21 protein-coding genes are annotated in these 20617 nt (G+C 38.9%); 3 read left to right on the forward strand and 18 right to left on the reverse strand.

Translation table 11 applies throughout. The features are described 5' to 3' along the window. Nucleotides 1–271: 271 nt before the first annotated feature. Nucleotides 272–1492: a beta-ketoacyl-ACP synthase I gene (gene fabB, locus EL215_RS08905; RefSeq protein ID WP_126471598.1), complete on the reverse strand. Its 1221-nt coding sequence runs from the start codon at nucleotides 1490–1492 to the stop codon at nucleotides 272–274. A 182-nt stretch (nucleotides 1493–1674) separates the two neighbouring features. Here fabB and mnmC point away from each other — a divergent pair, with 182 nt between their 5' ends. Next, nucleotides 1675–3684: a bifunctional tRNA (5-methylaminomethyl-2-thiouridine)(34)-methyltransferase MnmC2/FAD-dependent 5-carboxymethylaminomethyl-2-thiouridine(34) oxidoreductase MnmC1 gene (gene mnmC, locus EL215_RS08910; protein WP_126471600.1), complete on the forward strand. Its 2010-nt coding sequence runs from the start codon at nucleotides 1675–1677 to the stop codon at nucleotides 3682–3684. Nucleotides 3685–3715: 31 nt separating this feature from the next. Here mnmC and EL215_RS08915 read toward each other — a convergent pair whose 3' ends face one another. Together EL215_RS08915 and EL215_RS08920 are read right to left on the reverse strand one after the other, a co-directional pair. Continuing rightward, nucleotides 3716–4390, reverse strand: coding sequence for a tetratricopeptide repeat protein (locus EL215_RS08915; RefSeq protein WP_126471602.1), 675 nt, complete (start codon nucleotides 4388–4390; stop codon nucleotides 3716–3718). Nucleotide 4391: 1 nt separating this feature from the next. Further along, nucleotides 4392–5108, reverse strand: coding sequence for a YwiC-like family protein (locus EL215_RS08920; protein ID WP_005695874.1), 717 nt, complete (start codon nucleotides 5106–5108; stop codon nucleotides 4392–4394). A gap of 111 nt (nucleotides 5109–5219) precedes the next feature. Here EL215_RS08920 and EL215_RS08925 point away from each other — a divergent pair, with 111 nt between their 5' ends. Beyond that, complete coding sequence (locus EL215_RS08925) at nucleotides 5220–5570, forward strand: RidA family protein (RefSeq protein WP_126471604.1); 351 nt, start codon at nucleotides 5220–5222, stop codon at nucleotides 5568–5570. A 90-nt stretch (nucleotides 5571–5660) separates the two neighbouring features. Next, entirely contained in the window at nucleotides 5661–6071 is a 411-nt protein-coding gene (locus EL215_RS08930) for a Z-ring associated ZapG family protein (protein WP_126471606.1), read from the forward strand. A 59-nt stretch (nucleotides 6072–6130) separates the two neighbouring features. On the opposite strand, the gene lolE is transcribed toward EL215_RS08930, so the two are convergent. The 15 genes from lolE to EL215_RS09005 all read right to left on the reverse strand — a co-directional run bounded on the left by lolE (nucleotide 6131) and on the right by EL215_RS09005 (nucleotide 20593). Further along, complete coding sequence (lolE, locus tag EL215_RS08935) at nucleotides 6131–7381, reverse strand: lipoprotein-releasing ABC transporter permease subunit LolE (protein WP_126471608.1); 1251 nt, start codon at nucleotides 7379–7381, stop codon at nucleotides 6131–6133. Beyond that, the gene (gene lolD / locus EL215_RS08940; protein WP_005637962.1) at nucleotides 7381–8064 is read right to left on the reverse strand and encodes a lipoprotein-releasing ABC transporter ATP-binding protein LolD; all 684 of its coding nucleotides are present in this window, start codon (nucleotides 8062–8064) and stop codon (nucleotides 7381–7383) included. Before lolD ends, lolE begins: the two co-directional genes overlap by 1 nt. 81 nt (nucleotides 8065–8145) lie before the next feature. Further along, entirely contained in the window at nucleotides 8146–8787 is a 642-nt protein-coding gene (gene bioD, locus EL215_RS08945) for a dethiobiotin synthase (RefSeq protein WP_126471610.1), read from the reverse strand. Between the two features lie 9 nt (nucleotides 8788–8796). Further along, nucleotides 8797–9579, reverse strand: coding sequence for a malonyl-ACP O-methyltransferase BioC (bioC, locus tag EL215_RS08950; RefSeq protein WP_126471611.1), 783 nt, complete (start codon nucleotides 9577–9579; stop codon nucleotides 8797–8799). Beyond that, entirely contained in the window at nucleotides 9567–10214 is a 648-nt protein-coding gene (locus tag EL215_RS08955; RefSeq protein ID WP_126471613.1) for a DUF452 family protein, read from the reverse strand. Before EL215_RS08955 ends, bioC begins: the two co-directional genes overlap by 13 nt. A 9-nt stretch (nucleotides 10215–10223) precedes the next feature. After that, entirely contained in the window at nucleotides 10224–11366 is a 1143-nt protein-coding gene (bioF, locus tag EL215_RS08960) for an 8-amino-7-oxononanoate synthase (protein ID WP_126471615.1), read from the reverse strand. An 8-nt stretch (nucleotides 11367–11374) separates the two neighbouring features. Further along, on the reverse strand, nucleotides 11375–12664 hold the full coding sequence (bioA, locus tag EL215_RS08965; protein ID WP_164757098.1) for an adenosylmethionine--8-amino-7-oxononanoate transaminase: 1290 nt from the start codon (nucleotides 12662–12664) through the stop codon (nucleotides 11375–11377). Between the two features lie 21 nt (nucleotides 12665–12685). Next, nucleotides 12686–13867, reverse strand: coding sequence for a lipoprotein-releasing ABC transporter permease subunit (locus EL215_RS08970; protein WP_126471619.1), 1182 nt, complete (start codon nucleotides 13865–13867; stop codon nucleotides 12686–12688). Continuing rightward, nucleotides 13867–14814 (reverse strand): 2-hydroxyacid dehydrogenase, encoded by a 948-nt coding sequence (locus EL215_RS08975; protein WP_126471621.1) that lies wholly within the window; start codon nucleotides 14812–14814, stop codon nucleotides 13867–13869. The genes EL215_RS08970 and EL215_RS08975 overlap by 1 nt, the downstream gene beginning before the upstream one ends. A gap of 67 nt (nucleotides 14815–14881) precedes the next feature. Beyond that, on the reverse strand, nucleotides 14882–15736 hold the full coding sequence (kdsA, locus tag EL215_RS08980) for a 3-deoxy-8-phosphooctulonate synthase (protein WP_126471623.1): 855 nt from the start codon (nucleotides 15734–15736) through the stop codon (nucleotides 14882–14884). 12 nt (nucleotides 15737–15748) lie between these two features. Further along, on the reverse strand, nucleotides 15749–16552 hold the full coding sequence (locus tag EL215_RS08985; RefSeq protein WP_126471625.1) for a SirB1 family protein: 804 nt from the start codon (nucleotides 16550–16552) through the stop codon (nucleotides 15749–15751). Continuing rightward, nucleotides 16552–17430, reverse strand: coding sequence for a peptide chain release factor N(5)-glutamine methyltransferase (gene prmC, locus EL215_RS08990; protein WP_126471627.1), 879 nt, complete (start codon nucleotides 17428–17430; stop codon nucleotides 16552–16554). Before prmC ends, EL215_RS08985 begins: the two co-directional genes overlap by 1 nt. Next, nucleotides 17430–18512, reverse strand: a complete 1083-nt coding sequence (gene prfA / locus EL215_RS08995) for a peptide chain release factor 1 (RefSeq protein WP_126471629.1) — start codon at nucleotides 18510–18512, stop codon at nucleotides 17430–17432. The genes prmC and prfA overlap by 1 nt, the downstream gene beginning before the upstream one ends. A gap of 155 nt (nucleotides 18513–18667) precedes the next feature. Then, the gene (locus tag EL215_RS09000; protein WP_126471631.1) at nucleotides 18668–19435 is read right to left on the reverse strand and encodes a tetratricopeptide repeat protein; all 768 of its coding nucleotides are present in this window, start codon (nucleotides 19433–19435) and stop codon (nucleotides 18668–18670) included. A 12-nt stretch (nucleotides 19436–19447) separates the two neighbouring features. Further along, on the reverse strand, nucleotides 19448–20593 hold the full coding sequence (locus tag EL215_RS09005) for an MBL fold metallo-hydrolase (protein ID WP_232013306.1): 1146 nt from the start codon (nucleotides 20591–20593) through the stop codon (nucleotides 19448–19450). Between the last annotated feature and the right edge of the window lie 24 nt (nucleotides 20594–20617).

Raw genomic sequence — 20617 nt, forward strand, 5'->3', positions numbered from 1 at the left:
AAAAGTCTAAAAAACCAATTAAAAAGCATTAAACACTAAAAAAACAAAAATATTAAGGTTTTAATAAAGGTAATTTATGTAAAAGATAGAAAATCGTAGTTTTATATGGGATTTTATAAAAATAAAAATTTTTTATTCTTTTATTCAAAATTTTGAGGTGGATCACATTTTAAGTGTTGATTTCTCAGCTGAGTAAGAAGAAAGAGAGAGATGATAAGAAAAAACCGCACTAGGAAGACCGAAGTGCGGTTAGATTTTAAGACATTTTTAATTAGCCATTATAGCGTTTGAACACTAAAGTTGCGTTTGTTCCACCGAAACCAAAGCTGTTTGACATCACTGTTTGTAAGCCCGCATTTTCTTTTGTTTCAGTCACGATATTGCAGCCTTCTGCCGCTTCGTCTAATTTTTCAATATTAATGCTTGGTGCAATGAAGTCATTGTGTAGCATTAATAAGGTATAGATTGCTTCGTGTGCACCTGCTGCACCTAAAGAGTGACCAGTCATTGATTTGGTTGAGGAAATCGCTGGAATTTTGTCACCAAATACATTTTTGATCGCACCTAATTCTTTCACGTCACCAACTGGTGTTGATGTACCGTGTACGTTGATGTAATCAATTGGGGTATCTACCGTTGCCATTGCTTGTTTCATACAACGCTCTGCACCTTCACCACTTGGCGCTACCATGTCGTAACCATCAGAGGTTGCACCATAGCCCACGATTTCTGCGTAGATTTTTGCGCCACGTGCTAATGCGTGTTCTAATTCTTCAACCACTACAACAGCGCCACCACCAGCGATAACGAAACCATCACGGTCTGCATCGTAAGCACGAGACGCTTTTTCTGGGGTATCATTGTATTTAGTTGAAACCGCACCCATTGCATCGAATTCAGTTGCACATTCCCAAGATAATTCTTCCGCACCACCAGCGAAAACCACATCTTGTTTACCTAATTGGATTAATTCAACTGCGTGACCGATACAGTGTGCAGACGTTGCGCAAGCAGAGCTGATTGAGTAGTTCACACCACGGATTTTGTAAGGGGTTGCTAAACAAGCTGACACACTTGAAGCCATGGTTTTAGTTACTGCATAAGGACCAATTGCTTTCACACCGCGTGGACCACGCACTGCATCACAAGCCACTAATTGGTTATGTGCTGAACCAGTACCTGCACCGATTACCAGACCTGTACGGTCATTTGAAACTTGATCTTCTGTTAAACCTGAATCTTCAATCGCTTCACGCATAGAAAGGTATGCATAAGCTGCCGCATCACCCATAAAACGATACACTTTACGATCGATATGCTCGCTTGGATCAAGTTTGATTGTGCCGGCAACATGGCTACGCATTTTCATTTCAATAAACTCAGGCACGACTTCAATACCAGATTTACCTGCTTTTAATGAAGCCAAAACTTCTTCTTTGTTGTTACCGATACTTGAAATAATACCAAAACCAGTAATTACAGCTCTTTTCATTCTTTATTCCTTATGAGTTAGGGGAAATTTAATTCAACTTACAGTTGTTAGCTGAACGCAATTTACTATGAAATGAAAATATTGCAAGCAATAATTCATTTGTTCGACCAGTTAAGTTTTAACCGACTCAAAATTTCCGTGCTATTATAAAAGAATTTGATAAGGCAAAAAAGGGCTAACACATGTTCACCATTCAGCACGCAAAAATTCATTTTAACCAAGAGAATACGCCTGTTTCGGATAAATTTGATGATGTGTATTTTTCTAATCAAGATGGTTTAGCGGAAACCCACTATGTGTTTTTAGAAGGTAATCAGTTGTGGGAACGTTGGGTTCATTACCAAGAAGCCCACTTTGTTATTGCTGAAACGGGATTTGGCACAGGATTAAATTTCTTTGCGGTGACCACGCTATTCCTTGAATTTCGCCAGAAATATCCAGATTCGCCTTTAAAACGCCTTTATTTTATCTCTTTTGAAAAATACCCTTTGCCACTTGATGCATTAGAACAAGCCCATTTAGCCTATCCACAATTTTCTCGTCTTGCTCAGCATTTACAACAGCATTGGCTTAATCCCATTCAAGGTTGCTATCGTTTTCATTTTGATGAAACTACGTTAGATCTTTGGTTTGGCGATGTCGCTGAAAATCTGCCACAACTTGGCGATTATATGAATAGCAAAATTGATGCCTGGTTTTTAGATGGTTTTGCGCCGAGTAAAAACCCCGACATGTGGAATGAGCAGCTTTATCAGCAAATGTTTCGTTTTACCAAGCTACAAGGTACCTTTGCGACCTTCACTGCGGCAAGTGCGGTTAGAAAAGGCTTAGAAAATGCAGGCTTTAATATTAAGAAACGCAAAGGCTTTGGTAAAAAACGGGAATGTCTTTCTGGTCAAAAAATTCATGAAAAACCGACCGCACTTTCTATGCCCTGGTTTCATAGTCAGCCCGCCAATCTCAAAGAACAAGATATTGCCATTATTGGTGGTGGAATTGCTTCGCTTTGTACAGCCATTTCATTGGTTAAACGCGGGGCTAAAATCACAATTTATTGCGAAGATGAGCAAACTGCCCTCAATGCATCTGGCAATAAACAAGGGGCTTTTTATCCGCAACTGAGTGATGATAACGATCGCAATATTTGTTTTTATATTCATGCCTTCGCCTATGGTCATCAATTCCTACAGTGGGCAATTCAACAACAAATCGAATTTGAACATAAGTTCTGTGGTGTCGCACTTTGTGCTTACAATGAGAAAGCTGAAAGTAAATTAAATAAAATCGCTGCGCTGAATTTACCTTCTGATTTATATCAGTCATTAAGCCAATCTGAATTAAGTGAAAAAGTGGGCTTACCGTTACCTTTTGGTGGCGGTTTTATTCCTCAAGGCGCTTGGCTTGCACCAAGTCAGTTAGTTCAACATGCTTTTGTCTTTTTAGAAAAACAAGGTGTCCAGATTAAAACATCACAAAAAGTAACTGCACTTTCTCAAACAGAAAATAGTTGGCAAATCACCACAGCTAAAAATGACACTTTCTGCCATGAAGTGGTTGTTTTAGCAAACGGACATAAACTCACTGAGTTTGAACAAACACAGAAACTCCCACTCTATCCTGTTCGCGGGCAAGTGAGCCAAATTCCGACATCGGAAAACTTACTTAAACTCAAAACCGTGTTGTGCTATGACGGCTACCTGACGCCAGTCGATCAAGCGAAAACCAGTCATTGTATTGGCGCAAGTCATGTTCGTGATAATGCAACTCGTGAATTTAGCCTAACCGAACAACAAGAAAACCAACAAAAAATTCAGCAGAATATTCCTGAATATTGGACAAAAGAAGTAGATACATCGGGTAATCTTGCTCGAATCGGTGTGCGTTGTTCGGTACGTGATCTCACGCCAATGATGGGCGCTGTTCCTCATTTTTCTGCTCAGCAAACACAATATCAAAATTTGTTTAATTTGCGACGCCGTAAACATCCAATAGAACAAGCTGAAAACTACCCTAACCTCTATTTAATCGGTGCACTAGGCTCACGAGGATTAACCTCTGCGCCATTTTTAGGGGAAACACTGGCTTCCTTAATTTATGATGAACCCTTACCGATGAGTGAAGATCTGATTCATAATTTAATGCCAAACCGTAGTTGGGTCAGACGCTGGTTGAAGGGGGCGAACGTGAAATAAAAAAGTGCGGTTAAAATCAACCGCCTTTTTCTTAATACAAGCTTAAACGTTGTAATCGCTGTCTAGCGATTTCTTTAATTTCATTATTTTTTGCTGTATTCATAATTTCTAAATAAAGCAATTTGGCTAAACCAATGTTAATCTGTGTACCAATACCCTCTTCATACATCCGTGCTAAACGAAATTTACCTTGATTGCTCCCCGCATTTGCAGCTTTTTGGAACCATTCAAAGGCTTTGGTAAATTCTTTCTGATTGGTATAAATTTCCCCTAATGTAAGCATGGCATCAGGATCTTTCGTTGCACTGGTTTCAAATAATTTAATCGCTTGAGCAGTATCTTGTTTCACATAGTTATTGCCGTTAAAATACATGACCGCCAAATTATTGATGGCTTTAATACTGCCTCGCTCAGCGGCTTCGCTAAACCACCAATAAGCCAATTCTTTATTTTCATTCACACCACGGCCTAAATTATAAAGCATCCCTAAATTGCTTTGTGCTTGTAAATTACCTTCCAAAGCTAAAGGATACATAATTTCAAAAACGGCTTTCCAATCTTGTTTATCCGCTAGTTTTTGCGCCAGATTCATTTTTTGCTGATCCGTCATTTGCGCTTTATCGACCAAATCAATGGTTTTCATCGCAAATGCTGAACTGCTTAAGGTGAGCGTGGTGAGGAGTAAAAGTTTGGCTAATGTCTTCATCTTATAATGTCGCTATCAATAAAATAATCAAAAAAATGGCGGATGTTCCGAATTCTATTAGACCGACTTGCTTAACCGAAAGTTTCTTGGTGGGTAAATAAATAGCACGAATTAACGCCGGCACAAAAGCAAGTGATAAGACATATTGTTGGGTAAACAAGCAACCGAGCACGCAAAGCACATGGAAAATAATAGAGGCTTTGAGATAAAGCGGATTTTTACGCTCACGCATCATTGATTTGACGTAAAGCGTCGTACCAATAAAAAATAAGCTTGGATATAACGCGACCCACCAGATTTTTTCATCAAAAGTGCGGTCAGAAAAATAATAGGATCCCATACCTGCAAGGGCAAAAATCGCAATACCCGCTAAATCATTGAGAAGATTCCGTTCATCTTTTTTCTTAGTGTAATAGATACTCACCAACACAAAAGGAAACATGGCTGCAATAAAGAAAAGAATCTGCCAGTTATAAAAAATGGCAGGAAGCGCAAACAAAAAAGCCGCAACACCATAGATAATTGTCCACTTTTTATATTCCGCCATATTTTTGCCTTTGAAGAGACTAAGCATTGGGTAACTCAGCAAATACATCGTGAACCAAGCTAAAAGCAAAAAGAAATGCGCCCAAACAGGTGAAGCTAATAACATACCGTAAACAAAAGGCAATAATGCCATCACAATGGCGCCATATTGATTCGAAATCAGGAGTTTCATAGTTTCCTTTAGTTGATAAAAATTCTCAATTATTTTATCTCACAATTTCTTGATTTACAAAGTCTAAAACCACCTTTAGAATGGAATTATCTTCATCAAAAAGGAGCCATTATGTCGATTCAACGCATTCAACCAAGCAAACGCTTTTCTGAAGTGGTCATTCATAACAATACTGCCTATTTTGCAGGCCAAGTACCGGAAAAAACCGTTAAGCAAAATGCTTACGAGCAAACCAAAGAAGTCCTTTCACTGATCGATAAATTATTGGCTGAAATTGGTTCTGAAAAAAGTAAAATTCTTACCACGCAAATCTTCCTTGCTGATATGGCTGATTATGCTCAACTCAACCAAGCATGGGATGAATGGGTCGATAGTCAAAATCCACCAAGCCGAGCAACGGTAGAAGCAAAACTTGCGGATTCTGATTGGAAAGTTGAAATCGTGATTATTGCAGCTGTGTAAACACTGCTTTTTCAAAATGTGATCAACCGCAAAGAAACTTTTTTATTTTTCCTTTACACTAAACACTGAATTAAAAAGAAGGAGTAATGTATGCAATCATGGACACCAGAAATATGGCAAGCCGCTGTGATAGGGCTTGTCGTTGGCGTAATCTTAGGCTACGTGCTATTACGTTTAACAAAAGGTTCTGTTAAAAAACAAGCTCAGACCGAAGCTGAACTGAAAGAAGTGAAAACACAGTTAAGCGATCAACAAGCACAACTTGAAAAACATTTCGCTGAAAGTGCTGAATTATTTAAAACCTTAATTGGTGATTATCAAAGACTGTATCGTCACTATGCAGTTTCATCTGAAACCTTGCTTGGTAATAAACCCGCCAACAAAGGTTTATTCACTCAACAATTGGTGACCGCCTCATCAGAAAGTAAATCAGAAGAACCCCCACGTGATTATTCTGAAGGTTCATCTGGCTTATTAAAAACAGATAAAGAAAACCAATAATGATTAACGGTTGAGCAATAAAAAAATCAGGGATTAAATACTTAATCCCTGATTTTTTATTAATGATTACTCAACACTTGAGCCGGTTGTAATTTTACTGCCCTACTGGCTGGATAAAGACTCGCGAGTAAACTCAATACCAATGCTGCCACGAGAACTAATACAACATCGAACCAATGTAATTCACTTGGTAAGAAATCAACGAAATAAATACCATCTGATAACAGTTTTTTACCGAGTAATGTTTCAATGCCTTGAATAATCGGCGTGAGATTCAATGCGAGTACAACACCTAATACAATACCAATCAAACATCCTTTCATCCCTGCAAGTAAACCATACCAAATAAAGATTTGTTTAATAAATCCATTATTTGCCCCTAGTGTTCGCATAATCGCAATATCACCTTGCTTGTCTTTTACCGCCATAATTAAGGTAGAAACGATATTAAAACACGCCACCCCAATTACAAGCACCATCGCGATATACATCACCGTACGAATAAGCTGAATATCTCGATACATATAGCCAAATTTTGCCACCCAGTTTTGAATATAAAGCAGTTGCGGATAACTATTCAGCATCGAATAATCCATTTCTTGTACTTTAAATGGATCATCCACTTTCAATTCAACACCGGTAATTTGATCTTCTCGATACCCCATTAACTCTTGCGCTTGAGGTAATGCCAGTAAGGCATAGCTATGGTCTAGCTGACCATCTAAACGTAAAATAGCGGTCACTTGAACACGCTCACGATTAGGCTGAGCCATTTGATCTTCACCATTAGGTTGAGAAATCAATAACGACACCCAATCGCCTGCTTTAACATCTAACTCTTTGGCAATACCAGAGCCCAGCACTAATCCGCCTTCTTCTGCGAATTTCTGCCAGCCATCACCTTCCACAAACTTACCAAGAGAACTCACTTGATCTTCAGCTTGTTTATCGACCCCTTTCACTTGTACAACTTTAAGTTTATTGCCATTTTCGACTAAGGCAGTAAAACTCACAAAAGGTGAAAGTGCGGTAATTTTTTTGTTTGTTTTTAGACGTTCCGCAAGGTTCTGCCAATGGTTTAATGTGGCTTCATTGGCATGTGGATTAACGGTGATTTCCGTATGTGGTACGACAGCCAAAATACGTGAATTCAACTCACGCTCAAAACCATTCATCGCGCTTAAGCCAACAATTAAAACTGCAACACCCAGCGCGATACCGATAGCTGAAAATTTTGCAATTAACGCAACTAAAGGATTTTTCAGCTTGCCACGTTGATAACGCCAACTAATAAAAAAAGGCGTATTCATTATTCACCTTCCTTCAAAATACCATCTTGCATAACTAAACGGCGTGATAATTTTTCAGCAAGTCCCATATCGTGAGTAACTAATAAAAAAGCGATATTTTGCTCTTGGTTAAGTTGTTGAATAAGTTCAAAAATGCTTTCTGTGGTCTTGTGATCGAGATTCCCTGTGGGCTCATCCGCTAAAACTAATGATGGATTATTCACTAAAGCCCGCGCAATCGCCACACGCTGACGTTCCCCACCAGAAAGTGCAGAAGGACGATGCGTAATTCTATGACTTAATCCCACCGCACTTAGCATTTTTTCAGCACGATCTTTCGCTTCTGTTTTATTTTGATGACCAATCAACATCGGCATCATCACATTTTCAAGTGCGGTAAAGTCCGCCATTAAATGATGGAATTGATACACAAATCCTAAATAGCGATTACGCAAAGCAGCTAATTCATTAGCCGATGCTTTTTGCAAGGATTGTCCATTAATAAACACTTCTCCACTACTTGGCTGATCTAAACCACCCAAAGTATGCAATAAAGTACTTTTCCCTGAACCAGAGCTTCCCACAATCGCAACCAACTCTGCGGGTTCCATAGAAAAAGAAACGCCTTTTAATACTTGCGTTTGATTTTCACCTTCTTGATAAAATTTATTGATATTTTCGCATTTTAATAAATAGTTATTCATTTTTTACTCGTTTTAACCGCACCTTAGCAGCAAATCATCTCATTAAAAACTGGCGCGAGTCTATCACACTTTTCCCTGAGCTTAAATTTCAATGCGCCCAAAGTATTCCAATCCCGTTTCAGGAAAATGTTTTTTAAGATAACCTTTTAAATAGCCTTGTGTCTCTTGACTAATAATAGGATCGTATTCAGGATAACCGTTATACATTACGCTTAGCACTGACACACCATGAGAACGACAAGCCTCTAAACTTAACAATGTATGGTTTATGCTACCTAATTTTCCCGATGTCACTAAAATCAAAGGGTAATTATTTGACTGGATATAATCTAACGTAGTCGCCTCTTCACAATAAGGCACCATTAACCCACCGGCCCCCTCCAACAATACATAATCATATTTTTCTGCCAAAAGTGCGGTGGATTTTTCAATAATTTTTTCATTAATTTCTCGCCCTTCGAGCTTTGCCGCTAAATGAGGAGAACAAGGATATTCAAAAAGATAAGGGCAGGTGTCGCCTTCTAAATCTTCTTCCGTCAAATCAATGCCTTGAATCTTTCGATGTACAAGCAAATCATCAGCAATATTTTTACAACCTGTTTGAATCATTTTTTGTGTAATCACGGAAAAGCCTTGTTCCATCAACTTTTTAGCATAAATGCCTGTTGCAACAGTTTTACCTACATCGGTATCAATGCCCGATACAAAAATAACCTTGCCCATAAATACGCCTTACTGATTTCCAGCACGAAAATAACGTGCGATAAAAAACAATGGATGATAAGTTAACCGCACTTTACCCGATGGCAAACTAAAAGCCTTCAAGTAATCATCAATAAATTTGTTGAGATTTTTTCTTGTCCAATTTTTCTGGTTAGTCGCTGTTACACCGGTATATTTCAGATGTTTGAGTACATCCAATGGTGTATCAAAGTCTAGTATTACATTAAAATCCTCACACCATAAAAGCTCAAAATCATTGGCTAACCAATTTTGCCATTGAGATAAATTCGGATAACTTAACCCCACATTCGTCATTTGGCGAATTTCCTTTAAATTATCTTCACCAAAGGTCGTAATCGCCAATAAACCATTAAGTTTCAATCCTGTTTTACAATGGGAAATAAAATTGTCAGGATGATGGAACCACTGTATAGCTGATGCACTTGCAATCAAATCAAATTGTCGTTGAAAAGGAAAGTTCTCTGCATCACCACAAGAAAAATCAAAAGGTTGAATCAGCTTTTCAGTGAGTAGAGAGCGCACATCGCACAAATCGTTAAATAACCAATAATTCGCTGAAATCTGTTTTTGCAACAATGAACTCAACGTACCAGACCCGCAACCAAGTTCCAAAACGCTATCTAGTGACCCATTTGGTAAATAGTCTTGTAAATGCATCATTAACTTAATATTCATTTTTTGTTGAATTAACGCATGTTCATCATAGCTATTTAAGGCTTTTTGGAAGGCTTGTTGAATCCGCGATTTATCTATGGAAGTTAATGATTCCATAATGCCGACCAGTGGGTAAATCTTGAAAACACATAATGCTCCCCCTCTATTTCCTGAACCACACAACGCAATGCCCAATATTGGTGTTGATTAGCTGGCATAAAAATTTTATCGCGAGAACTAACCCATACATTTGTCCAGTGAATAAGATCGGTGCGTTTATCCTGCTGAATCATCGCAAAAAGTGCGGTGAGTTCTTGATGAATTTCGTTAAATGGTCGTGCAGAAAATTGTTGATAACGTTCAAAAGAGACTTTGTCACCACAGATTCTACGTTCAAACTTTGAACGAGTATTTTCTGCGAGATTATCTAACGTACCTTTAAAAATAGCGTAGGGAATACCGAAGCTATCATTACAAGGTAAACCTGTGCCATTCACTGCTGTTGCAGATTGTAAGGTTATTCCTTGTAATACTCGCTCTGCCACCCAAACACCCATTGACCATGCCACTACACGAATTTGCTGATAGGCAGAAAAATCAAAATCTAACTTCAAATCTTGATAATCGTAGCAAATTAATAAATCATGATCTGTTGGCAAAATCAAATGAGCTACAGCATCAAGAGGTGTCCCCCAGCCAGCAAAATAAACTATTAAATGCTCACCTTGATGATCATAAAATTTCGTTTTCACATTATTTCCTTATAAGCATGCCACAAACTGTTTTACTTCATCTATTGTCATATCTGCCGTCAAGGACAATCGTATTCTTGATGTACCTTTTGGTACTGTCGGTGGTCTAATCGGCAAGCAATAATAACCTTGCTCCTGCAGATCTTTCGCCTTAGCAAGGGTTGCTTCATTCTCGCCTAAAATATAAGGAACGATGCAAGTTTGGCTTGGCATTATTTGCGTTCTATGCTCCACTTCTTGGCGTAAAAATGCACTTAACTGCTCAAGATGCGTTCTTTCTTTTGAAAATTGTGGCAATCGTTCAAAAATAAAATGAGTCCACGCCACATTAAACGGCGGAAGTGCGGTTGAAAAAATCAATGGACGCATTTGATTAATCAAACATTCTTTTAATATTTGATCACAGACGACATAAGCCCCCATTGAAGCTAAGGCTTTTCCAAAAGTACCAACCAATAGATCTATATCAGCTATCACATTAGCTCGTTCGGCAATACCTAATCCGTTTTTACCGTAAACGCCTATTGCATGGGCTTCATCCACATAAAGATAAGTATTGGGAAACTGTTTTTTTAGTTGCACAAGATGTTTTAAATCAGCTACATCGCCATCCATACTAAAAACGGACTCTGTCACAATAAAAGTGCGGTCAAATTTTACAGCATTTTTTTCGAGCAGATCTTTTAGATGTTCATAATCATTATGACGATAACGAAAGAACGCACATTGGCTTAAACGAATACCATCAATCATACTGGCATGCACTAATTTATCTGCCAAAATTAAACTTTTTGTTGTCGTCAACGCCGGTAAAATACCAAGATTGGCGTGATAGCCACTATTAAACAATAAAGCACTTTCTCGTTGGAAACGTCGAGCAATAAGCTGCTCAAGATCGGTATATACAGGAAAATTTCCCGTTAATAAACGAGACGAAGAACTGGTAAAAGAAGGGAAATTATCGCCATATTGCAGTAAAAAAGACTGACGCAAGTTTTCATTGGATGCCAAACCTAAATAATCATTAGATGACATATTCAACATTTTGCTATTTTCTCGCGTAATATATCGTCCTTGATGAACTAAATCTGGAATTGAACGATATTGATTTTGCGCGCTAAGCTGTTCCAGTTGCTGTTTAAAAGCATCCATTTTTCATCCTAATGTTCATATTCCTGAGTTAAAGCCAGAATCATGCCTTCTGTTAATTTCTGAAGTTCATCATCTTTAATCACAAATGGTGGCATCACATAAACCAATTTTCCGAAAGGTCGAATCCAAACACCTTGTTCCACAAAACGTGGGACTAAAGTTTTCATATTTACCGCACTTTTCATTTCAACCACCCCAATCGCCCCTAATACGCGAACTTCTTTGACGTAATCTTTTTCAGCTAAAGGCGAAAGCTGTTGTTTTAAGGAAGACTCAATTCGCTGAATATTTTGCTGCCAAGGGCTTTCCAACAATAAACGGATAGATTCTGCTGCAATCGCACAAGCCAACGGATTTGCCATAAAAGTGGGCCCGTGCATAAAGCATTTAGCCTCACCGCTACAAATAGTTTGCGCAATTTCAGTGGTCGTAATGGTTGCTGATAAAGTTAAATAACCACCCGTTAAGGCTTTACCGATACACATAATATCTGGCGAAATCCCAGCATACTCCGCAGCAAATAATTTCCCTGTACGGCCAAAACCCGTGGCAATTTCATCAAAAATTAGCAATACACCATATTGTTTACAAAGCGCTTGCGCTTTCACTAAATAAGTTGGCGAATAAAAATACATACCGCCCGCACCTTGCACAACAGGCTCTAAAATAAGTGCGGCGATTTCGCTCCCTTTTTTCTTAAGTAAATCAGCTAAAGGTTCCATCACACAATCATTCCAAGATTCATTAAATGGAATGTTGGGTTGAGGAAGAAAATATTGTACGGGCAGGCTATGATGAAATAAATGATGCATCCCTGTGGTTGGATCACAGACTGACATCGCATTCCAAGTATCACCATGATAACCCGAACGAATAGTGGCAAATTTTTGTCGTTGTACTTCTCCTTTAGCGTGCTGATATTGAATAGCCATTTTCATTGCTACTTCCACAGCAACAGAACCACTATCAGCAAAAAAAATCTTATCTAATCCATTTGGCAAAATTTGTACCAATAATTGAGCTAATTCCACCGCGGGTTCATGAGTAAAACCGCCAAACATAATATGGCTCATTTTTGCCAACTGATTCTGTGCAGCCGCATTTAAACGAGGATGATTATAACCATGCAACGCTGCCCACCAAGAAGACATGCCATCAATTAAACGACGTCCATCTTTTAAGGTTATTATCACGCCATCTGCACGTTCTACCGCATAAAGTGGCATATCAGAAGAAACTGAAGAATAAGGATGCCAAATATGTTGTGTATCAAAAGCTAAAAGTGATTGTTCATCCATCATTCATTTACCATTAAAAACTTATTCGTATCTCAAAGCAGCCGCAGGTTCTACTTTCGCCGCTCGATAAGCGGGATAAAGTGTAGAAAGTAAAGAAAGCAACAAGGAAAATCCAATGACAAAAATCATTTGAACAAAGGACAATTCTGTCGGCAAGAAAACACCGTTCGGATTGACCACACTTAAAATTGCCCCAAGGTTTAAGGTGATTAATACGCCCAGTACGGCACCAATCAATGTGCCCACTAACCCCACCAATAAACCTTGATAAATAAAGATCGAACGTACTTGTGATTTAGTCACACCTTGCGTTTGCAAAATGGCGATTTCCCCTTGTTTATCCACCACCATCAAACTTAAAGAGGTGACAATATTGGAAATCGCCACGACAATGATCAAACTAATTAGCAATCCCATCATATTTTTTTCCATTCTCACTGCTTGGAAAAACTCCCCTTTTTGGACACGCCAATCGCTGATATAGCTCTCTTTAAAATAGGTCGGCAACTCTGTGATTTGGAAAGGATCATCCAGGAATAAACGATAGCCTTGAGCCTCACCTGGTTGAATACGCATTAGGCGACCAATATCAGCTAAATTAGCAAAAACTTCATAGCCTGATGCTTCGCCATAATCATAGAAAAGCTCGCTCACCGTAAATAAACGCTGCATCGGCACGCGACCAAATGGGGTATATTGGCTGTTTTCCGTAATCATTAAACGAACTTTATCGCCCACCGCTAAACCTAATTTTTGCGCTAACTTATCGCCCATAATCAACTTAAACTCACCTTGCGGTAAAAGCTGATTAAATTTACTCGGTTCGAAACCTTCCAGTAAAGGATCATCTGAAAAAGACTGAATACCAATCACTTGTCCCGCACTTACGCCTTTTACTGTTTGAAACACGACATTCGCGGTATTAATCGGCACGGCTTTTTGCACAAAGTGCGGTATATTTTCAAGCAGTTTTTCTGCCGAAATAGGCGCTTCTTGGCTAACAATCGCGTGTGGAATGCTCGAAAGTACCTGTTGTTTTTGATAGCCTTCTAATCCATTCATGACAGAAAGCACAATAATCAATGCCATCACACCCAGTACGATGCCAAAGCTTGCCAAATTAGCAACAAGTCGCCCAAAACGATCGGCACTTTTTGCACGCCAATATCGCAGGGCGACGTATAAAGAAATAGGTAAATTCATTATTTTTGATTTAATTGTTGAACGAAATCTTCAATATTTTGCGCCACTTTTTTCGTTAGCGTGGTTACCGCACTATCACTCGCCCAAGCAATATGAGGTGTGATAATTAAATTCGGCATCGTTTTCGCTAATTCAATCAGTGGATTATTTTTCTCTGGTGGTTCTTTCACTAACACATCTAATGCGGCACCACCTAATTGTCCTGATTTTAATGCGTCACAAACTGCTTGCTCGTCAATCAATGGACCACGACCAGTATTGATTAAATATGCACCTTTCTTACAAAATGACAAGGTTTCTTGATTGATTAAATTTTTGGTTGTTTCAGTCAATGCACAATGTAATGTCAGAATATCGGCCTGTTTTAGCACCTCTTCAAAAGTTGTGTAACCTTCACGGCACGTTATGGCATTTCGATGTTCAGCATAAAGCACTTTCATGCCTAAAAGCTCGGCTAAACGCCCCACTTCTGTACCTAAACAACCTTTTCCAAATACGCCTAACGTTGAACCTTTAACATCCGTAATGGGATAATCAAAATAGCAGAACTGTTTGCTTTCTGTCCATTTACCGGTTATTTGATCGCGCTGCCAGCCAGCCAAGCTGTGTTTTAACGCAAAAATCATGCCCAACACATGCTCAGGTACGGTTGTGGCAGAATAACCCGTCACATTTTTAACCGTCACACCCAATTCTTTTGCCGCGTCTAAATCCACGTTATTGCTGCCTGTTGCGGTGATAGCAATCAATTTTAATTTAGGTAGTTGTTGCAACACCTCGCGGCTTAAAATCACTTTACTGGTGATAATAATATCTGCGTCTTTTGCTCGCTCAATGGTTTGTTCCGCAGAAGTATATTCATACTCTACCCAGTTATGCGGAAAGCTTGGACGAGGAGTAGGAATATGTTTTGGAATTGCGGTGCTGTCTAAAAATACGATATTCATTGTTTTCTCCTTTTAATAGAACAAAAGTGCGGTCAAAAACAACACTGTTTTCAACCGCACTTCTCAATTAGATGGACGTATCTAATTCAGGGAAAGATTTCACTAAATCATCAATGGCTTTCATCTGCGAGACAAAACCTTCTAATGCTGAAAGTGGCAATGCAGAAGGGCCATCACATTTTGCCTGATTTGGATTTGGGTGAGCTTCTAAGAATAAGCCTGCAATGCCAATTGCTAAACCAGAACGGGCTAATTCGGTCACTTGTTCACGACGACCACCTGAAGCGGCACCAAACGGATCACGGCATTGTAATGAATGGGTCACGTCAAAAATAACTGGACTGCCTTTAGATGCTTTTTTCATTACGCCAAAACCTAACATATCCACCACTAAATTATCGTAGCCAAAGTTTGAACCGCGATCACAAAGGATAATTTTATCGTTACCACATTCTTCAAATTTATCCACGATATTACCCATTTGACCTGGGCTTAAGAATTGTGGTTTTTTCACGTTAATTACCGCACCCGTTTTTGCCATGGCTTCGACTAAATCTGTTTGACGAGCCAAGAATGCCGGTAACTGAATCACATCCACCACATCAGCAACAGGCTGACATTGATAGATTTCGTGCACATCGGTAATTACTTTCACGCCAAAGGTTTCTTTTATCTCTTGGAAAATTTTTAAACCTTCCTCCATGCCTGGACCACGGTAAGAATGAATTGAAGAACGATTAGCTTTATCGAAAGATGCCTTAAAAATATAAGGCACACCCAACTTTTCAGTCACTTTCACGTAAGCCTCACAAACTTGCATCGCCATATCGCGACTTTCAAGCACGTTCATTCCGCCGAAAAGTACAAAGGGTTTGTCATTTGCGACATCAATATTGCCAATTTTTACAATTTTATTTTGCATAATATTTCCTTTTTAATGGATGGCATTGGCATCTTTCAATGCTTCGCCTTTTAGTTCTAAAAGTTGAGTTTTTAACAGAGAAGAGGTGGGATCATTTGGACATTGATCCACAAAATATTCTAAATCCTCAATGGCGGAAGAATAAGCGCCCATTTGCGCCAACACTAAGCCGCGATCGCGAATATCATAAGGATCTTTTCTTACCGCTAACAAGAATTGGATATAATTAAAAGCAAAATCGTTTTGCTCTTCACGAATTAAGGCATTTTTGGCGAGCTGACGAAAACGTGTAGCCAGCATCGGAATATCTGCTCGAGCTAAATCTTCAGGTTGAATTTGAGCGCCAAAACCAAAGGCGCCTTCATAGAGTTTTTTCAATTCATCCACTGAAATATATTTTCCGCTCCAAGGATCAATAAATGCTACTTCTCCGTCTACTTCTGCACGTAAAATCAGCTGGGTCGGGAAATTTACGGGATAAATCGGCAATTTTAAACTTGCAGCTAAATAAAGTATTAAGGCACCAAGACTCACAGGCATGCCTTCACGCTCTTCTAAAATATACGGAAGATATAAATTGCGGGCATAGAAATAATTATCCGCATCACAATGAAAGCCCCAATCACCGTAAAATAGCTGTAGTAATTGATGAATTTTAGCTTTATCATCCCATTCCTCTGGAATAGCTTGGCGAGCTCTACGCACTAAGCCACCCACAAGCCCTCTTATACGAGGCTCATCAACTTGCTCTTTCTCATAAACACTCAGATAAAAATGAGTCATTTCAACATATAAAGCTTTTTGATCGTATTTCATTACCGCTTCCAATATCCCAACGTTACGCGCTCATTGTCGCCATAATCCCGTATGGTTGCAACCCCTTGCCAATGATTTTGCCAGAAAATTGACTGCACTTCTTCACCCTGTTTCCAGCCGTGCTCTAACAATAAATAGCCATTATCTTTTAAATATACTGGCGCATACTTAATAAGATGACGTAAATCAGCTAAACCGTTTTCACCCGCCACCAACGCTGAACGAGGCTCGAAACGCACATCACCTTGAGAAAGATGTTCATCGGTTTCATCAATATAAGGCGGGTTGCTCACGATAATATCAAACTGTCCCTCAACATGTTCAAACCAACAACTCTGTAAACATTGCACCTTGAGCTGATTTTTTTCTGCATTGGATTGTGCTAATTTGACGACTTCTGGCATTAAATCAACACCAATGACATCCAATTGAATAGCCTTTTTTTGACAAATTAGAGAAAGCTCAGAAGCCAACGCCAACGCAATGGCACCCGTGCCGGTTCCAAGATCGAGAATACGAAAGTGCAGTGGATTTTCTTCCAGTTTTTCTAACGCAATTTGTAATGCTTTTTCTACGAGAATTTCGGTATCGGGGCGAGGAATTAATGTTCCTTCAGACACATTTAAAGGCAAGGACCAGAATTCTTTTTCACCGAGGATATAAGCGATAGGTTCGCCTTTTAAACGACGATCTAAAAGTGCGGTCAATTTTAACCGCACTTTTTCATCAATTTCCGTTTCATCGAAAGCTAAAATTTGCGTTCTCGATTTGTCTGTTGCGTGTTGCAATAGCACTAACGCATCAACTTTGCTATTCTCTGTCGGATTTACCTGATTTAAGGCTTGCGCAGCATCGGCAAGCCATTGTTGATAGGTCATTAATTACTCTCAGATAACGCCGCTAATTGATCGGCTTGATATTCAGTAATAATCGGTTGAATAAGTTCGTCAATTTTGCCGTTCATCACTTCATCTAAGCGATAAAGCGTTAAGTTTATACGGTGATCTGTGACACGACCTTGTGGGTAGTTATAAGTACGAATTTTATCAGAACGATCGCCTGAACCTAATAAGTTACGTCGGGTATCCGCTTGCTCTGCTGCTTGACGCTCTTTCTCCGCTTGAACAATACGTGAAGCCAATACAGACATCGCTTTAGCTTTATTTTTATGTTGTGAACGCTCATCCTGACATTCCACCACAATACCCGTTGGGATGTGGGTAATACGTACCGCAGAGTCTGTTGTATTAACGTGCTGACCACCTGCACCAGATGAACGGTAGGTATCAATACGTAAATCTGCAGGATTGATTTCCGGCATTTCAGATTCAGGTAATTCAGGCATAACCGCAACAGTACAAGCTGAAGTATGAATACGACCTTGGCTTTCTGTTTTTGGTACACGTTGTACACGATGGCCGCCTGATTCAAATTTCAACTGACCATACACGCCATCACCGCTTACTTTCACGATCACTTCTTTATAACCGCCCTGCTCGCTTTCATTTGCGCTGAGCATTTCAACACGCCAGCGTTTACTTTCTGCATAACGGCTGTACATACGGAATAAATCGCCGGCAAAGATACCCGCTTCATCACCACCAGTACCCGCACGAATTTCTAAATAGCAGTTATATTCATCATTTGGATCTTTCGGTAATAAAAGAATTTGAAGTTGTTGCTCCACTTCTTCAATTTCGGCTTTGGATTCTTCAATTTCCATTTCTGCCATTTCTTTCATTTCAGGATCATCTAACATCAACTCTGCTTCAGCAATGTTAGAATTAAGCTGATTCCAACGATTAAAACATTTCACTACATCTTCAAGTTGTGAATATTCTTTAGAATATGCACGGAATTTATCTTGATCTGAAATCACTGACGCATCGCCTAGCAATGCCTCTAATTCTTCATAACGTTCTTTTAAACTTTCAAGTTTTGCAATAATAGAATCTTTCATATTTTTATAAAGTTAAAGCCAAAAATAAAATCGGCTTATTCTAGCCGATTTTAAGGAAAATTGACAGCAAAGAGGAGATTAAGAATCTCAGGCGCTTTGTTGGTGACTTACTCACTATTTATGAGTCTCTTCTTTTTGATTGCCAATTTTCATTATTACAATTCCCCTCTATTTAGCTTACCGTAATATTCACACCCTTTTTTTTCTCCATTATCACAAGCCTTACCAAACCATTCTTTAGCTAAAGGTTTATTTACTTGAACTCCTTTTCCGTAAATATATGCTAATCCTAATATAACTTGAGCCTTTGAATTCCCCTGTTCCGCCGTTTTGCGATACCATTTCATCGCTTCAAAATAATCCTGTTTTACTCCTTGTCCCACCCTATACATCACGCCCAAATTATATTGAGCATCAGCATCCCCCTGCTCCGCAGCTTTGCGATACCACTTCACAGCTTCAAAATCATCTTGTTTAACACCGCGCCCATCGGCATACATATTGCCCAAATAAAATTGAGCCTTTGCATTCCCCTGCTCTGCCGCTTTGCGAGACCACTTCACCGCTTCAAAATCATCCTGTTTGATGCCTCGTCCTTTGTCATACATCCAGCCCAAATTAAATTGAGCGTTTGCATCCCCCTGCTCCGCCGCTTTGCGATACCACTTCACAGCTTCAAAATCATCTTGTTTTACGCCTTGTCCCTCAAAATACATCACGCCCACCAAAAATTGACTAATTGCATTTCCCTGCTCCGCCAGAGGTAACCAAAGTTTAAAGGCGGTTTGATAATCGCCCCTTTCTGTAGCTTCAAGACCTTGTTGGAATTGCTGTTCCAGAGTATCCGCCCAAGCAGTGGAGTGAAAAGAAAATACAGAAGCACCGAAAAGTGCGGTGGTAATAAGTGTTTTTGTTAGTTTCATTTTGTTTTCCTATTAAATTGAATGAATGGATAATCTTTTATTTTTATTCACTAAAATTGGCGTATAAGTCGAAAAATCTTTAAGTACTTCGCCATGTGGGTGCCCATTTCGTCGTTGACTATCAGCTGAAAACACACTAATACAAGGTGAAAATATGTTAGCTAATCCTTGTTGCCAATTATGCTTTGAACCGTGATGGGGAACTTGCAAGCAATAAGTTCTCGCCATTCGTTCAGCACCTAATGATTGCGTTAAATCGGTTAATAATGGCAAATCATTTAAAAACGCATCGCCGGTGTATAAAATGGCATTTTTTGTTTTATCCTTTGGAATAACCGCTATTTCATTTTCATTGTCTGTCGAAACATCAAAAATATGATTATTTCCCATTCCCCAAAAAGAAGGGAGTTTTATATTTCGAATATATAAATATTGAGAAATGATATTTTTGTTTTTACTTCCATTTCCAAATGCGAGAGAGTAGAGTGTTTTTAAGGCTGGCGTTGGGTCTGTGGAATTAGACTGATGAGATTGAATAATTTGTTTAACCTGCTTTTGAAAAGCGGTCAAATTTGTTGGCACTTTTGCAAGCAAATGAAATGGCACATTATATAAAACAAATTCAAACTGTTCTTCGCCTTTTCTTAATAAAAGGGCTTTATCAGGATTGAGCCAATGTACATTTTGTTCTAAGTTATCAAATTCACCTGATAATTTTTTAGTAGTTTCAAAAGAAAGTACATCATCAGAATTACTTGGTTCAAGATTTATCGAAATTTCACTCTCAATTTCTTTTTCAGGTAATAAGAGAAATTTTGTTGTTTTTAATTCTTCAGCAAAATAAGTTTTAAAATATTGAATAGGGTTCTGATAAAACGCCCATTCCTCATCATCTGGCTGAATCTCTAAAAACAAAGCAATTACTAAACGTTGCCATAAAGGATAATAAGGCACAACCCAGCGTTTTATTTTTCGCCCATTTTTGAGTAGTTCCTTTACACCACTAATATGATCTTTATCAAAATGCGAAAGCACTAATAAATCAATATTCCCTTGATTTTTATCAGAATTATATTTATTTACTGCATTTTGAATAAGTTTTTGGCTTGAACTTGTGCCACAATCATAAACCCAATGAAAGGATGGTGCATTTCTCATTTGAATACGCCCACTTGAAAATAA

Source organism: Haemophilus parainfluenzae (genome assembly GCF_900638025.1).
In the GTDB taxonomy this organism is placed as follows: domain Bacteria; phylum Pseudomonadota; class Gammaproteobacteria; order Enterobacterales; family Pasteurellaceae; genus Haemophilus_D; species Haemophilus_D parainfluenzae_J.

What these genes read in the sequence shown, in the direction of transcription:
- fabB (WP_126471598.1), bottom strand. Translation starts at nt 1,492, where the DNA reads ATGAAAAGAGCTGTAATTACTGGTTTTGGTATTATTTCAAGTATCGGT.
- mnmC (WP_126471600.1), top strand. Translation starts at nt 1,675, where the DNA reads ATGTTCACCATTCAGCACGCAAAAATTCATTTTAACCAAGAGAATACG.
- EL215_RS08915 (WP_126471602.1), bottom strand. Translation starts at nt 4,390, where the DNA reads ATGAAGACATTAGCCAAACTTTTACTCCTCACCACGCTCACCTTAAGC.
- EL215_RS08920 (WP_005695874.1), bottom strand. Translation starts at nt 5,108, where the DNA reads ATGAAACTCCTGATTTCGAATCAATATGGCGCCATTGTGATGGCATTA.
- EL215_RS08925 (WP_126471604.1), top strand. Translation starts at nt 5,220, where the DNA reads ATGTCGATTCAACGCATTCAACCAAGCAAACGCTTTTCTGAAGTGGTC.
- EL215_RS08930 (WP_126471606.1), top strand. Translation starts at nt 5,661, where the DNA reads ATGCAATCATGGACACCAGAAATATGGCAAGCCGCTGTGATAGGGCTT.
- lolE (WP_126471608.1), bottom strand. Translation starts at nt 7,381, where the DNA reads ATGAATACGCCTTTTTTTATTAGTTGGCGTTATCAACGTGGCAAGCTG.
- lolD (WP_005637962.1), bottom strand. Translation starts at nt 8,064, where the DNA reads ATGAATAACTATTTATTAAAATGCGAAAATATCAATAAATTTTATCAA.
- bioD (WP_126471610.1), bottom strand. Translation starts at nt 8,787, where the DNA reads ATGGGCAAGGTTATTTTTGTATCGGGCATTGATACCGATGTAGGTAAA.
- bioC (WP_126471611.1), bottom strand. Translation starts at nt 9,579, where the DNA reads ATGGAATCATTAACTTCCATAGATAAATCGCGGATTCAACAAGCCTTC.
- bioF (WP_126471615.1), bottom strand. Translation starts at nt 11,366, where the DNA reads ATGGATGCTTTTAAACAGCAACTGGAACAGCTTAGCGCGCAAAATCAA.
- bioA (WP_164757098.1), bottom strand. Translation starts at nt 12,664, where the DNA reads ATGGATGAACAATCACTTTTAGCTTTTGATACACAACATATTTGGCAT.
- EL215_RS08970 (WP_126471619.1), bottom strand. Translation starts at nt 13,867, where the DNA reads ATGAATTTACCTATTTCTTTATACGTCGCCCTGCGATATTGGCGTGCA.
- EL215_RS08975 (WP_126471621.1), bottom strand. Translation starts at nt 14,814, where the DNA reads ATGAATATCGTATTTTTAGACAGCACCGCAATTCCAAAACATATTCCT.
- kdsA (WP_126471623.1), bottom strand. Translation starts at nt 15,736, where the DNA reads ATGCAAAATAAAATTGTAAAAATTGGCAATATTGATGTCGCAAATGAC.
- EL215_RS08985 (WP_126471625.1), bottom strand. Translation starts at nt 16,552, where the DNA reads ATGAAATACGATCAAAAAGCTTTATATGTTGAAATGACTCATTTTTAT.
- prmC (WP_126471627.1), bottom strand. Translation starts at nt 17,430, where the DNA reads ATGACCTATCAACAATGGCTTGCCGATGCTGCGCAAGCCTTAAATCAG.
- prfA (WP_126471629.1), bottom strand. Translation starts at nt 18,512, where the DNA reads ATGAAAGATTCTATTATTGCAAAACTTGAAAGTTTAAAAGAACGTTAT.
- EL215_RS09000 (WP_126471631.1), bottom strand. Translation starts at nt 19,435, where the DNA reads ATGAAACTAACAAAAACACTTATTACCACCGCACTTTTCGGTGCTTCT.
- EL215_RS09005 (WP_232013306.1), bottom strand. Translation starts at nt 20,593, where the DNA reads ATGAGAAATGCACCATCCTTTCATTGGGTTTATGATTGTGGCACAAGT.